13 protein-coding genes are annotated in these 13008 nt (G+C 62.1%); 3 read left to right on the forward strand and 10 right to left on the reverse strand.

The features are described from left to right. Positions 1-58: 58 nt before the first annotated feature. Positions 59-2626, forward strand: a complete 2568-nt coding sequence (gene mutS, locus UW3_RS0119310) for a DNA mismatch repair protein MutS (RefSeq protein ID WP_010224803.1) — start codon at positions 59-61, stop codon at positions 2624-2626. A gap of 140 nt (positions 2627-2766) precedes the next feature. Beyond that, positions 2767-3090, forward strand: a complete 324-nt coding sequence (fdxA, locus tag UW3_RS0119315) for a ferredoxin FdxA (protein WP_010224804.1) — start codon at positions 2767-2769, stop codon at positions 3088-3090. 535 nt (positions 3091-3625) lie between these two features. Here fdxA and rpoS read toward each other — a convergent pair. From rpoS to UW3_RS0119355, 8 genes are all read right to left on the reverse strand, one after another. Further along, positions 3626-4633, reverse strand: a complete 1008-nt coding sequence (gene rpoS, locus UW3_RS0119320) for an RNA polymerase sigma factor RpoS (RefSeq protein ID WP_010224806.1) — start codon at positions 4631-4633, stop codon at positions 3626-3628. A 106-nt stretch (positions 4634-4739) separates the two neighbouring features. After that, positions 4740-5654: a peptidoglycan DD-metalloendopeptidase family protein gene (locus UW3_RS0119325; RefSeq protein WP_010224808.1), complete on the reverse strand. Its 915-nt coding sequence runs from the start codon at positions 5652-5654 to the stop codon at positions 4740-4742. Positions 5655-5833: 179 nt separating this feature from the next. Then, a complete protein-coding gene (locus tag UW3_RS0119330; RefSeq protein ID WP_010224809.1) occupies positions 5834-6511 on the reverse strand; it encodes a protein-L-isoaspartate(D-aspartate) O-methyltransferase in 678 nt (225 codons plus the stop codon). Then, the gene (gene surE, locus UW3_RS0119335; RefSeq protein ID WP_010224810.1) at positions 6511-7260 is read right to left on the reverse strand and encodes a 5'/3'-nucleotidase SurE; all 750 of its coding nucleotides are present in this window, start codon (positions 7258-7260) and stop codon (positions 6511-6513) included. The genes UW3_RS0119330 and surE overlap by 1 nt, the downstream gene beginning before the upstream one ends. Further along, complete coding sequence (gene truD, locus UW3_RS0119340; protein WP_010224811.1) at positions 7248-8306, reverse strand: tRNA pseudouridine(13) synthase TruD; 1059 nt, start codon at positions 8304-8306, stop codon at positions 7248-7250. Before truD ends, surE begins: the two co-directional genes overlap by 13 nt. Continuing rightward, complete coding sequence (gene ispF, locus UW3_RS0119345; protein ID WP_010224812.1) at positions 8303-8776, reverse strand: 2-C-methyl-D-erythritol 2,4-cyclodiphosphate synthase; 474 nt, start codon at positions 8774-8776, stop codon at positions 8303-8305. The genes truD and ispF overlap by 4 nt, the downstream gene beginning before the upstream one ends. 71 nt (positions 8777-8847) lie before the next feature. Then, complete coding sequence (gene fghA, locus UW3_RS0119350; protein ID WP_010224813.1) at positions 8848-9702, reverse strand: S-formylglutathione hydrolase; 855 nt, start codon at positions 9700-9702, stop codon at positions 8848-8850. Positions 9703-9710: 8 nt separating this feature from the next. Next, positions 9711-10823 (reverse strand): S-(hydroxymethyl)glutathione dehydrogenase/class III alcohol dehydrogenase, encoded by a 1113-nt coding sequence (locus tag UW3_RS0119355; protein WP_010224814.1) that lies wholly within the window; start codon positions 10821-10823, stop codon positions 9711-9713. Between the two features lie 106 nt (positions 10824-10929). Between UW3_RS0119355 and UW3_RS0119360 the strand changes: the two genes are divergently transcribed. Further along, positions 10930-11826 (forward strand): LysR substrate-binding domain-containing protein, encoded by an 897-nt coding sequence (locus tag UW3_RS0119360; protein ID WP_010224815.1) that lies wholly within the window; start codon positions 10930-10932, stop codon positions 11824-11826. Between the two features lie 60 nt (positions 11827-11886). Here the strand turns inward: UW3_RS0119360 and ispD are convergent, their stop codons facing one another. Both ispD and ftsB read right to left on the reverse strand, forming a co-directional pair. After that, complete coding sequence (ispD, locus tag UW3_RS0119365; RefSeq protein ID WP_010224818.1) at positions 11887-12594, reverse strand: 2-C-methyl-D-erythritol 4-phosphate cytidylyltransferase; 708 nt, start codon at positions 12592-12594, stop codon at positions 11887-11889. Next, positions 12591-12869, reverse strand: coding sequence for a cell division protein FtsB (gene ftsB / locus UW3_RS0119370; RefSeq protein ID WP_010224820.1), 279 nt, complete (start codon positions 12867-12869; stop codon positions 12591-12593). The genes ispD and ftsB overlap by 4 nt, the downstream gene beginning before the upstream one ends. Positions 12870-13008 lie beyond the last annotated feature (139 nt).

The following is a 13008-nucleotide window of genomic DNA, read 5'->3' on the forward strand; positions in this document are numbered from 1 at the left end:
CTGTACCATTGCCCGCTTGCCTTTGGTCTACAACGACACTGCGAGCCAAGTTTTTGCAATGAGCGATCTTTCCGCACACACCCCGATGATGCAGCAGTACTGGAAGCTGAAAAACCAGCACCCGGACCAGCTGATGTTCTACCGCATGGGCGATTTCTACGAGATCTTCTACGAAGACGCGAAGAAGGCCGCCAAACTCCTGGACATCACCCTGACCGCCCGCGGCCAGTCGGCGGGCCAGTCGATCCCCATGTGCGGTATCCCCTTCCATGCGGCCGAGGGCTACCTGGCCAAGCTGGTGAAGCTGGGCGAGTCGGTGGTGATCTGCGAGCAGATCGGCGACCCGGCCACCAGCAAGGGCCCGGTGGAGCGCCAGGTGGTGCGGATCATCACCCCCGGCACAGTCAGTGACGAAGCCCTGCTCGACGAGCGTCGCGACAACCTGATCGCCGCCGTGCTGGGTGACGAGCGCCTGTTCGGCCTGGCCGTGCTGGACATTACCAGCGGCAACTTCAGCGTGCTCGAGATCAAGGGCTGGGAAAACCTGCTGGCTGAGCTCGAACGCATCAACCCGGTCGAGTTGCTGATCCCCGATGATTGGCCCCAGGGCCTGCCAGCGGAAAAACGTCGCGGCGCGCGCCGTCGTGCGCCCTGGGATTTCGATCGCGATTCGGCACGCAAAAGCCTTTGCCAACAGTTCGCCACCCAGGACCTCAAGGGTTTTGGCTGCGAGAAACTGACCCTGGCCATCGGCGCCGCCGGCTGCCTGCTCGGCTACGCCAAGGAAACCCAGCGCACCGCCCTGCCGCACCTGCGCAGCCTCAAGCATGAACGCCTGGACGATACCGTGGTGCTCGACGGCGCCAGCCGGCGCAACCTCGAGCTGGATGTGAACCTGGCCGGTGGCCGCGACAACACCCTGCAGTCGGTGATCGACCGCTGCCAGACCGCCATGGGCAGCCGTTTGCTGACCCGCTGGCTGAACCGCCCGTTGCGCGACCTGAAAGTGCTGCAGGCGCGTCAGGGCTCGATTCGTTGCCTGCTCGACGGCTATCGCTTCGAGAAGCTGCAACCGCAGCTCAAGGAAATCGGCGACATCGAGCGTATCCTCGCCCGCATCGGCCTGCGCAATGCCCGTCCACGGGACCTGGCGCGCCTGCGCGATGCCCTCGGCGCCCTGCCCGAGCTGCAGAGCGCCATGGCCGAGCTTGAGGCGCCCCACCTGGCGCGCCTGGCAGCCATCGCCGGCACCTACCCGGAGCTGGCCGACCTGCTGGCAAAAGCCATCATCGACAACCCGCCGGCGGTCATCCGCGACGGCGGCGTGCTCAAGACCGGCTACGACAGCGAGCTGGACGAACTGCTGGCCATGAGCGAGAACGCCGGGCAGTTCCTGATCGACCTGGAAGCGCGTGAAAAAGCCCGCACGGGCCTGGCCAACCTCAAGGTCGGCTACAACCGCGTGCACGGCTATTTCATCGAGCTGCCGAGCAAACAGGCCGAGCAGGCGCCAGCCGACTATATCCGCCGCCAGACCCTCAAGGGCGCGGAGCGCTTTATCACTCCAGAGCTGAAAACCTTCGAAGACAAGGCATTGTCGGCCAAAAGTCGCGCGCTTGCCCGCGAGAAGATGCTCTACGACGCGCTGCTGGAAAACCTGATCGGCCACCTGGCCCCCTTGCAGGACACCGCTGCGGCCCTGGCCGAGCTCGACGTACTGAGCAACCTTGCCGAGCGCGCGCTGAACCTGGACCTGAACTGCCCAAGCTTCGTCGACGAGCCGTGCATGCGCATCAGCCAAGGTCGTCACCCGGTGGTCGAGCAAGTGCTGACCACGCCGTTCGTGGCCAACGACCTGGCGCTGGATGACAACACCCGGATGCTGGTGATCACCGGCCCGAACATGGGCGGTAAATCCACCTACATGCGCCAGACCGCGCTGATCGTGCTGATGGCGCATATCGGCAGCTTCGTCCCGGCCGCGGCCTGCGAGCTGTCGCTGGTCGACCGCATCTTCACCCGCATCGGCTCCAGCGACGACCTGGCCGGTGGCCGTTCGACCTTCATGGTCGAGATGAGCGAAACCGCCAACATCCTGCACAACGCCACCGAGCGCAGCCTGGTGCTGATGGACGAAGTCGGCCGCGGCACCAGTACCTTCGATGGCCTGTCGCTGGCCTGGGCCGCCGCCGAGCGCCTGGCGCAGCTGCGTGCCTATACCCTGTTCGCCACCCACTACTTCGAGCTGACGGTACTGCCGGAGAGCGAACCGCTGGTGGCCAACGTGCACCTGAATGCCACCGAGCACAACGAGCGCATCGTGTTCCTGCACCACGTGCTGCCAGGCCCTGCCAGCCAGAGCTACGGCCTGGCCGTGGCGCAGCTTGCCGGTGTACCGTCGCCGGTGATCCAGCGTGCTCGCGAACATCTCGGCCGGCTGGAAACCGCCAGCCTGCCCCACGAAACACCCGCCTTGCAGCAAGGTGCGCCAGCCGTTCCGCACCAGAGCGACCTGTTTGCCAGCCTCCCGCATCCGGCCATCGAGAAGCTCGGAAAGCTGGACCTGGACAACATGACGCCGCGTCATGCTATCGAAATGCTCTATACACTGAAGACTCTGTTATAACGCGCGCCCGCACAAGCTGATAGAATCCCGCGCGGTTTGGTGGCGCTGCAGGTTACTAGCCTGGCCTGCAGCCGAACAACCAAACCGAGCGGCCCTGTCTGGAAGGGCACCGCTGCCGTCGCCTGAGGAGAGAATTAGAAATGACCTTCGTCGTCACCGACAACTGCATCAAGTGCAAGTACACCGACTGCGTAGAAGTCTGTCCGGTGGACTGCTTCTACGAAGGCCCGAACTTCCTGGTCATTCACCCGGACGAGTGCATCGACTGTGCACTGTGCGAGCCTGAATGCCCCGCCGTCGCCATTTTCTCGGAAGACGAAGTGCCTGCGGGCATGGAAAACTTCATCGAGCTCAATGCTGAACTGGCGGAAATCTGGCCGAACATCACTGAAAAGAAAGATTCGTTGCCAGATGCCGCAGAGTGGGATGGCAAGCCAGGCAAGATCGCCGATCTGGAGCGCTAAGCGCAAGGATCAACAAAAAAGGCCCTTCAAGGGCCTTTTTTCATGTTTGTTGCGGGCAAAAAAAAGGGGCGGTTTAACCCGCCCACATTTTTTCCGTAGTCCCTTTGTTCCCTTTCATCATCCTGATGAATCGCATCCTGCGATGTCCTTGGCCCTCATCCTTGAAAGCCTGTGTCAGTCCGTAGACACAGGACAAATACTAACGCGTCCAAGATTTACGACAACCGCATAAAGCTCTCAAAAAGCTGCGGTAACCATACTGTCACAAACAAAATAGTCGTTATATATCAATAGCTTAAACAAAAGCGCACACTGAAAACGACAACGATTTACTACAGCGTACAGCTATGGCTTACATCACGGGTAAGCGATGACTTACACGAACTAGAACAGTACCAACATCGCCGTCGGACCTCGTCCAAACCCTGATGTTTCAAGAACGTCATCGGGAAACCATTCTCAGGTATTCCGCTTGAGCCAGATGCAAAAACGCCCCGAAAGGTCGGGGCGTTCTTCACTGCGATATCGCGGCTTTTTACTGGAAAAGCGACTCGCTGGACAACCCATTCTTCTCGAGGATCTCACGCAGGCGCTTGAGCCCTTCTACCTGAATCTGCCGTACGCGCTCCCGCGTCAGACCAATCTCCAGGCCAACATCCTCCAGCGTGCTGCTTTCGTGACCGCGCAGGCCGAAGCGGCGAATGACCACCTCACGCTGCTTGTCGGTCAGCTCGCTCAGCCACTGGTCGATGCTCTGGGACAGATCGTCATCCTGAAGCAGTTCGCACGGATCGGTTGGACGGTCGTCGGTGAGGGTATCGAGCAGGGTCTTGTCCGAATCAGGCCCCAGGGATACGTCCACCGACGAGACCCGTTCGTTGAGCCCAAGCATGCGCTTGACCTCACCGACCGGTTTTTCCAGCAGGCTGGCAATTTCTTCCGGGGACGGTTCGTGATCGAGCTTCTGGGTCAGTTCGCGGGCGGCGCGCAGGTAGACGTTGAGCTCCTTGACCACATGAATGGGCAAGCGAATGGTACGGGTCTGGTTCATGATCGCCCGTTCAATGGTCTGCCGGATCCACCAGGTGGCGTAGGTAGAAAAGCGGAAACCACGTTCCGGATCGAACTTCTCGACCGCACGGATCAGGCCGAGGTTGCCCTCCTCGATCAGGTCGAGCAGCGAAAGCCCCCGGTTGACATAACGCCGGGCGATTTTTACCACCAGGCGCAGGTTGCTTTCGATCATGCGCTTGCGCCCGGCCGGGTCGCCACGTTGCGACAGGCGCGCAAAGTGCACTTCTTCTTCCGGCGAGAGCAGTGGTGAAAAACCGATTTCGTTGAGGTAAAGCTGGGTCGCATCAAGTGCCCGAGTGTAGTCGATGTACTTGTGCTGTTTGAGCGTAGAGCTCTGTTTAGCCTTGGTCCGAACCGTAGGTACAGCAGGTTCGTCTGACATCACATCCGTTTCCAAAACAATGCCGGTCTCCATCAGGAGAACCTCATCGTCGATGTCAAACTCCGGCACTTCTTTACTGAGAGCCATTGTTATAGTCCTTTGCTGAGTTCGAACTCAGACTCAAGCGACGCCTTAATCCTTGGCAGCGCTGGAGCCCGTCCCCTCTACGCGAGGAACAGGCTGGGCCTAGCAATCAACGACGTGGCAGGAATTGCAGTGGATCGACAGGTTTGCCCTGGCGGCGAATTTCAAAATGAAGCTTCACCCGGTCTGTACCCGTGGACCCCATTTCGGCAATTGTCTGCCCTACCTTGACCTGCTGTCCCTCCCGAACCAAAAGCCTGCGGTTGTGGCCGTAGGCACTGACGTAGGTATCGTTGTGCTTGATGATTACCAACTCGCCGTAGCCCCGCAAGCCACTCCCGGCGTAGACAACCGAACCATCAGATGCAGCAAAAACAGGCTGTCCCAAATCACCGGCGATATCAACGCCTTTATTCAAACTACCGTTTGAAGCAAATTTCCCAATCAATACACCGTTGGCCGGCCAGGCCCAACCGGCCGTCGAGCGCCCTGCAGGAGGGACTTGCGCAGGCGCAGTGGTAGCCACCACCGGAGCAACGGACGGGGTGGTTGGCGTGGTTGCAGGCGTTGTGGTGGCAGGCGCGGTGGTGGCAGGGGCCGCTATCGGCTTGCCAGTGCTATCGAGCGGTCGCTTGATGATAGTGGTCTTGATTGAGGACGACGGCGTGCTGGCAACCACCGTGCTGCCCGCTACCGGCGCCGGGCCACTGGAGCGGCCGTCGAAACGGATCGCCTGTCCCGGGCGAATGGTGTAGGGCGGGGTGATGCCATTGCGTGCAGCCAGGGCCTTGTAGTCCCAACCATAGCGAAAGGCAATGGAGAACAGGGTGTCGCCGGGACGCACCACGTACTGGCCGGTGGTGACCACAGGGCGCTTGGGGGCAGCGTTGTTGCGATCGACCACCCGGACACTGTTGGAAGACGTGCTGGAGCACCCCGTCACCAGCGTACCCACGGCCAGTGCAATCAGCAGAAGCTTGAAGCGTGATGGATCCCTGCGCTGCCGAATGATTGTGTGACCCACCCGCCGCTCCCTCTAATGGTGACCGATGAAAAAAATGCAATATTGTTGCAATTATACCCGAGCGCACCGCCATGCGGACGTCAGGCAATTGCCAAAGGTGATCTGCAACAGACTATGGTAGCCCGCCAGATAGACAGGGCAATGCCGCCGAAATTCGCCCAGGCGAAAAAAAAGCCCGGTCAGGCCAGTGGCCCGGTGAGCAACGGCACAAAACGCACGGCTCCCAGTACCCGCCGCGAGAAGCCGTGCTCTTCGCGCACGATCAGCATCAAGTGCTGGGTTTCGCCGGCCGGCCCCACCGGAATGACCATGCGCCCGCCCGGGGCGAGCTGGTCGAGCAAGGCCTGTGGCACTTCTGGCGCCACGGCAGTAACGATGATGCCATTGTACGGTGCCAGCGCCGGCCAGCCTTCGCAGCCATCGCCCCAACGAAACACCACATTGCGCAGGTTCAGCTCGATCAGGCGCTCCTTGGCGCGATCCTGCAACACCTTGATGCGCTCAACGGAAAACACCCGCTCGACCAGTTGCGCCAGTATCGCGGTCTGGTATCCCGAGCCGGTACCGATCTCCAGCACCTTGTCGAGCGGGCCGGCTTCGAGCAGCAGCTCGCTCATGTGCGCAACCATGAACGGCTGCGAAATGGTCTGGTTGTTGCCGATCGGCAGGGCCGTGTCTTCGTAGGCGCGGTGGGCCAGGGCCTCATCGACAAACAAGTGCCGCGGCGTACGGCGCAGCACGTCGATCACCTTGGGGTTGGATACCCCCTCCTCGATCAGGCGCTTGATCAGCCGTTCACGGGTTCGCTCAGAGGTAAAACCGATACCATGGCGCATCAGATCATCCTGTTCGCGCATCAGAGTAGCCCCTCCAGCCAGCCATCGAGGCGCTCGAAGGCATCGTTGAAGGTCCGGTCAAGCTGCAGCGGCGTGATCGAGACATAGCCCTGCATCACCGCATGAAAATCCGTACCCGGGCCACCGTCTTCGGCATCACCGGCCACGGCGATCCAGTAACCTTCCTTGCCCCGCGGGTTGACCACCTTGGTCGGCGCCGCCGCGCGGGCGCGATGGCCCAGGCGGGTCAACTGGATACCACGGATGTGCTCCAGCGGCAGGTTGGGGATGTTGACGTTGAGCACCGTACGCGGCGGCAGTTCGAGACTGGCGTGGGCCTCAACCAGTTTACGCGCGAAATAGGCGGCTGTCGGCAGGTTGTCGGGCAAGCGCGAGAGCAACGAGAAGGCAAACGAGGTACCACCCAGAAAGCGCCCTTCCAGCGCCGCAGCCACCGTGCCGGAATACAGCACATCATCGCCCAGGTTGGCGCCCAGGTTGATACCTGAAACCACCATGTCCGGGGTGTGCTCCAGCAGGCCATTGAGCCCCAGGTGGACGCAATCGGTCGGCGTGCCGTTGAGGCTGATAAAACCATTGGCCAGGGTTTGCGGGCACAACGGCCGGTCGAGCGTCAGCGAACTGCTGGCGCCGCTTTTGTCCTGGTCCGGGGCGATCACCACACATTCGGCATAATCCGCCAGCGCAGCATGCAGCGCGGCGAGACCGGGTGCGGTAACCCCGTCGTCGTTCGAAATCAGAATACGCATGGGCTGTCCGTCTGCCCTGCCGGCACCAGATCAACAAGCTCGCGCACCACCACGGTGGCGAAGCATCCGGCCGGAAGGACGAATTCCAGTTGCAGGATATCAGGCTCAGGATAATGCCACGTCAGCCCGCTAATGGGCAGTCGCAGAATGCGTCGTTCGTGACTCATGCCCGCCCGAGCCAGCCATTGGCACAAGGCAGCGTGCTGTTCACCGATGCGTTGCTCGAGCGCGCCGGCCGCCCCCGTGGCGCCCGACTGCCCTTCGCCCCATAGCGGGCCAGTGGGGTGCAGATCGAGAATGGCCAGGCGCGGATCGGAACATTCGGCCTCGCCTGCCGGAAAAAAGCTGCGGCTGTCGGTAAACGCCAGCAGATCGCCGACCTGCGCCTGCTGCCAGCTGCCGTCGGCGACGCGCTGGGCCAGCACCTGGTTGAACAGGTAACTGCGGGCGCTGGAGAGCAGCCGCGAGCGGACGTTGCGCTGCTCCGGCAACGCCTGGCGACTGGCCCAGTCGCGGGCATCGTGAACATTGCCGCCGCCGTGACCGAAACGCTGGGTGCCGAAATAGTTCGGCACGCCCTGGCTGCGGATCTGCTCAAGCCGCGCATCCAGCGCCGCGCGCTCGGCCTTAAGGCCCGTCAGGCGCAAGGTAAAACCATTGGCCGAATGCGCGCCCCGCTGCAGTTTGCGCGAGTGACGGGTTTGCTTGAGGATGCTCAGGGTTTCGTTTTCAGCGGCGCTCAGGTCCGGGTCGGCCTTGCCCGGCAAATGCAGGCTGAACCATTGGCGGGTCAGGGCCTGACGGTCCTTGAGGCCGGCATAGCTGATGCTGCGTACCGGCACACCCGCGGCGCGGGCCAGACGGCGGGCAGCCTCTTCGGTGTTGAGGTCGCGTTTTTCGACCCACAGCCACAAGTGCTCACCGGCCCCGCTCAGGGGAATGTCGAGCACTTCATCGACCTGGAAGTCTTCGGCGGTGGCCTTGAGAATCGCGCTGCCCAGCGCTTCGCCCGCGGCACGCGGGCCCAGCAGTTCGAGTTCGGTCATGCCGGCAGCAACAGCGCAACGGCGTGAACGGCAATGCCTTCCTCACGCCCGGTGAAGCCGAGCTTTTCGGTGGTGGTGGCCTTGACGTTGACCTGGTCCAGCTCGACCTGCAGGTCCTGGGCGATCAACTGGCGCATGGTGTCGATATGCGGGGCCATCTTCGGCGCCTGGGCAACGATGGTGGCGTCGATATTGCCGACCTTCCAGCCTTTGGCCTGGACGATCTTGACGATATGGCGCAACAACACGCGGCTGTCTACACCCTTGAACTGCGGATCGGTGTCGGGGAAGTGCCTGCCGATATCGCCCAGCGCCGCAGCGCCCAGCAGGGCATCGCTCAGGGCGTGCAGCAGGACGTCGCCATCGGAATGGGCCAGCAGCCCGAACTTGTGCGCAATGCGCACCCCACCCAAGGTGATGAAATCGCCTTCCGCGAAACGGTGCACATCGTAGCCGTGGCCAATACGCATAAAAAAACGCCCTGATTGAGTCAGGGCGTGATTCTACCTGCTTTGCCGGTGCTTGGGCTTGATTTGTAGGATCAGTTACCCGCACCGATCAGCGCTGCGGCATGATGACGCAAGTGGTCATCGATGAAGCTGGCGATGAAGTAGTAGCTGTGGTCATACCCCGGCTGCAGCCGCAACGTCAGCGGATGGCCCGCTGCCTTGGCCGCCTGCTCGAGCACCTGCGGCTTGAGCTGGTTGTCGAGAAAATCATCGCGATCGCCCTGGTCGACCAGCAACGGCAAGCGCTCGCTGCCCTGGGCAAGCAACACGCTGGCATCCCACTCGCGCCAGCGGGAGCGGTCTTCACCCAGGTAGCGGCTAAAAGCCTTCTGCCCCCAGGGGCAATCCATCGGGTTGCTGATCGGCGCGAATGCCGACACTGAACGATAGCGGCCGGGGTTACGCAAGGCACACACCAGCGCACCATGGCCGCCCATGGAGTGACCACTGATACCGCGCTGCGCGGACGCAGGGAAATGCGCCTCGACCAAAGCCGGCAACTCCTCAACCACATAGTCGTGCATGCGGTAGTGCTGCGCCCACGGCTGTTCGGTAGCGTTGAGGTAGAAACCGGCACCCAGGCCAAAGTCCCAGGCACCCTCCGGATCGCCCGGAACCTGCGGGCCACGCGGGCTGGTGTCGGGGGCGACGATGATCAGCCCCAGTTCGGCCGCCAGCTTGTGGGCGCCGGCCTTTTGCATGAAGTTCTCATCGGTGCAGGTCAGGCCGCTCAGCCAGTACAGCACCGGCAGCTTGCCGCCCTGCTCGGCCTGCGGCGGCAGGTAGACGGCAAACACCATGTCGCAGCCGAGCACCTGGGAGCGATGACGGTAGCGTTTATGCCAGCCACCAAAGCTCTTCTGACAGGAGATGTTTTCCAGGCTCATGGCAGACCTCAGAAGTGGATGACGCTGCGAATGCTCTTGCCTTCGTGCATCAGGTCGAATGCCTTGTTGATGTCTTCCAGGCCCATGGTGTGGGTGATGAACGTATCCAGCGGGATTTCGCCTTTTTCCGCCATTTCCACGTAGCTTGGCAGCTCGCTGCGGCCACGTACGCCACCGAAGGCAGAACCGCGCCAGACCCGGCCGGTAACCAGCTGGAACGGACGAGTGGAGATTTCCTGGCCAGCACCGGCAACGCCGATGATCACCGATTCACCCCAGCCTTTGTGACAGCATTCCAGCGCCGCGCGCATCAGTTGCACGTTACCCACGCACTCGAAGGAGAAGTCCACACCGCCGTCGGTGAGGTCGACAATCACCTCCTGGATCGGACGGTCGTAGTCTTTCGGGTTGACGCAGTCGGTAGCGCCGAGCTGTTTGGCGATCTCGAATTTGCCCGGGTTGATGTCCACGGCAATGATTCGCGCGGCCTTGGCCTTGACCGCACCAATGATCGCCGACAGGCCGATGCCGCCCAGGCCGAAGATGGCCACGGTGTCACCCGGCTTGACCTTGGCGGTGTTGAGCACTGCACCGATACCGGTGGTCACGCCGCAACCGAGCAGGCAGACCTTCTCCAGCGGTGCCTCCTTCTGGATCTTGGCCACGGAGATTTCCGGCAGCACGGTGTACTCGGAAAAGGTCGAGGTGCCCATGTAGTGGAACAGTTGCTGGCCCTTGTAGGAGAAACGCGTAGTGCCGTCGGGCATCAGGCCCTTGCCCTGAGTGGCGCGGATGGCCTGGCACAGGTTGGTCTTGCCGGAGCGGCAGAATTTGCACTGGCCGCACTCGGGGGTGTACAGCGGGATCACATGATCGCCAACGGCAACCGAGGTCACGCCCTCACCGATGGCCTCGACGATGGCACCGCCTTCATGGCCGAGGATCGACGGGAAGATGCCTTCCGGGTCGGCACCCGACAGGGTGTAGGCATCGGTATGGCAGACGCCGCTGGCAACCACGCGCAGCAGCACTTCGCCGGCCTTGGGCATGGCCACGTCGACTTCGACGATCTCCAGCGGTTTCTTGGCCTCGAAGGCAACGGCGGCACGGGACTTGATCATCAATCTTCTCCAGCAAAGGGTCAGTTCAAGCTGGCAGTGTAATTCATCGACATTTGATGAATAATCCAGACAAAGACAAAACATTATTGCCACACAGGGATAATCAATGAGCAACCGCTGGGAAGGCATCGACGAGTTCGTCGCCGTCGCCGAGTCCGGGCAGTTCACTGCGGCCGCCGAGCGCCTGGGGGTATCGTCGTCCCACGTCAGCCGGCAGATCGCCCGCCTTGAAGAACGCCTGCAAACCCGCCTGCTCTATCGCAGCACCCGGCGGGTAACCCTGAGCGAGGCCGGGCAGACGTTCCTGCAACACTGCCAACGCCTGCAAGATGGCCGCGAGGAAGCCCTGCGCGCCATGGGCGACCTGACCAGCGAACCGAAGGGCCTGCTGCGCATGACTTGCGCCGTGGCCTACGGCGAGCGTTTTATCGTGCCCCTGGTAACCCGTTTCATGGCGCAGTACCCACAACTGCGGGTGGATATCGAACTGAGCAACCGCACCCTGGACCTGGTGCTTGAAGGTATGGACCTGGCCATTCGCCTGGGCCGCTTGCAAGACTCGCGGCTGGTGGCAACGCGCCTGGCGCCGCGGCGCATGTACCTGTGTGCATCGCCCGCCTACCTGGAACGCTACGGCCGGCCGCACAGCCTCTCGGAGCTGGCGCGGCACAACTGCCTGATTGGCAGCTCCGACAGCTGGGCTTTGCAACTGGATGGGCGGGAAATCGGCCAGCGGGTTCAGGGTAACTGGCGCTGCAACAGTGGCCAGGCGGTGCTGGATGCAGCGTTGCAGGGGATGGGTTTGTGTCAGCTGCCAGACTATTACGTACTCGAACACCTCAAAAGTGGCGCGCTGGTGTCGCTGCTAGAAGCTCATCAACCGCCCAATACAGCAGTGTGGGCGCTGTACCCGCAGCAGCGCCACCTGTCGCCGAAGGTGCGCAAGCTGGTGGACTATCTGCGCGAGGGGTTGGCGGGGTTGCCTGAGTATCGAGGTGCCTGAAAAGCTTCGCGGGGCAAGCCCGCTCCTACAGTAGGAGCGGGCTTGCCCCGCGAAGAGTGCTCAACCGCGCTTGGCCCAGCGCTGGCGCAGCCACTCCAGGTCTTCCGGGCGGGTGACCTTGATGTTGTCGCTGCGCCCTTCGATCAGGCGCGGCGCCTGCCCGGCCCATTCAATCGCCGAAGACTCATCGGTGATCGCCACGTCAGCCACCAGGCTGTCGGCCAGGGCCCTGTGCAAGGCACCGAGGCGGAACATCTGCGGCGTATAGGCCTGCCATACGGTACTGCGATCGATCGTGGTGCTGACCCGACCATTGGCATCCGCGCGCTTGAGCGTATCGCGCGCCGGCACCGCCAGCAGCCCACCGACCGGATCATTGGCAAGCTCGGCCAGCAGACGGTCGAGGTCACTGCGTGCAAGGTTCGGCCGCGCGGCGTCATGCACCAGCACCCAGTCGCTGTCCGCCGCGCCCTGGGCGTGCAGCAGCAGCAAGGCATTGAGCACCGAGTCGGCACGCTCCCGACCGCCTTCGGCGCGCTGGATACGTGGATCGCTGGCGCAGCGCAAACCGGGCCAGTAAGGATCGTCAGCGGCAACGCTGACCACCACCCCTTTGACACAGGGATGGTCAAGAAAACAGTCGAGGCTATGCTCGAGAATGGTCTGCCCGCCCAGTTGCAGGTACTGCTTGGGACGGTCGGCAGCCATGCGGGCGCCAACACCCGCGGCGGGAATCACGGCCCAGAAGGCCGGCAAGGTCTGGTTCATTGGGCAAGCTGGTAGAGGGTTTCACCCTCCTTGACCATACCCAGTTCGTGGCGAGCCCGTTCTTCGACGGTTTCCATACCTTTCTTCAACTCCAGCACTTCGGCGTCAAGCACGCGGTTACGCTCCAGCAGACGCTCGTTTTCGGCGTGCTGGTCAGCGATTTGTTGCTTGAGTTCGGCGACCTGGGCCAGGCTGCCATTGCCCACCCACAGACGATACTGCAGGCCACCGAGCAGCAGGAGCAAGACGAGGAACAACCAATAAGGACTGCGCATCAGGGTATCCAGTGGAAAAGACCGCCATATCTGCAGGTCGCTGATGGCACGAAGCCTGGCCGAAGCCAGGCTTTGTGTTCAGACACCTGCAGCAAAGGCTTCTGAACGATCAGTATGACCGTTCGGCGCCGCTTTGCTG

This window comes from Pseudomonas donghuensis, assembly GCF_000259195.1.
Lineage (GTDB): Bacteria > Pseudomonadota > Gammaproteobacteria > Pseudomonadales > Pseudomonadaceae > Aquipseudomonas > Aquipseudomonas donghuensis.

Coding starts and splice junctions, on each gene's coding strand:
- mutS (WP_010224803.1), top strand. CDS start 59: ATGAGCGATCTTTCCGCACACACCCCGATGATGCAGCAGTACTGGAAG.
- fdxA (WP_010224804.1), top strand. CDS start 2,767: ATGACCTTCGTCGTCACCGACAACTGCATCAAGTGCAAGTACACCGAC.
- rpoS (WP_010224806.1), bottom strand. CDS start 4,633: ATGGCTCTCAGTAAAGAAGTGCCGGAGTTTGACATCGACGATGAGGTT.
- UW3_RS0119330 (WP_010224809.1), bottom strand. CDS start 6,511: ATGCGCGAACAGGATGATCTGATGCGCCATGGTATCGGTTTTACCTCT.
- surE (WP_010224810.1), bottom strand. CDS start 7,260: ATGCGTATTCTGATTTCGAACGACGACGGGGTTACCGCACCCGGTCTC.
- truD (WP_010224811.1), bottom strand. CDS start 8,306: ATGACCGAACTCGAACTGCTGGGCCCGCGTGCCGCGGGCGAAGCGCTG.
- ispF (WP_010224812.1), bottom strand. CDS start 8,776: ATGCGTATTGGCCACGGCTACGATGTGCACCGTTTCGCGGAAGGCGAT.
- fghA (WP_010224813.1), bottom strand. CDS start 9,702: ATGAGCCTGGAAAACATCTCCTGTCAGAAGAGCTTTGGTGGCTGGCAT.
- UW3_RS0119355 (WP_010224814.1), bottom strand. CDS start 10,823: ATGATCAAGTCCCGTGCCGCCGTTGCCTTCGAGGCCAAGAAACCGCTG.
- UW3_RS0119360 (WP_010224815.1), top strand. CDS start 10,930: ATGAGCAACCGCTGGGAAGGCATCGACGAGTTCGTCGCCGTCGCCGAG.
- ispD (WP_010224818.1), bottom strand. CDS start 12,594: ATGAACCAGACCTTGCCGGCCTTCTGGGCCGTGATTCCCGCCGCGGGT.
- ftsB (WP_010224820.1), bottom strand. CDS start 12,869: ATGCGCAGTCCTTATTGGTTGTTCCTCGTCTTGCTCCTGCTGCTCGGT.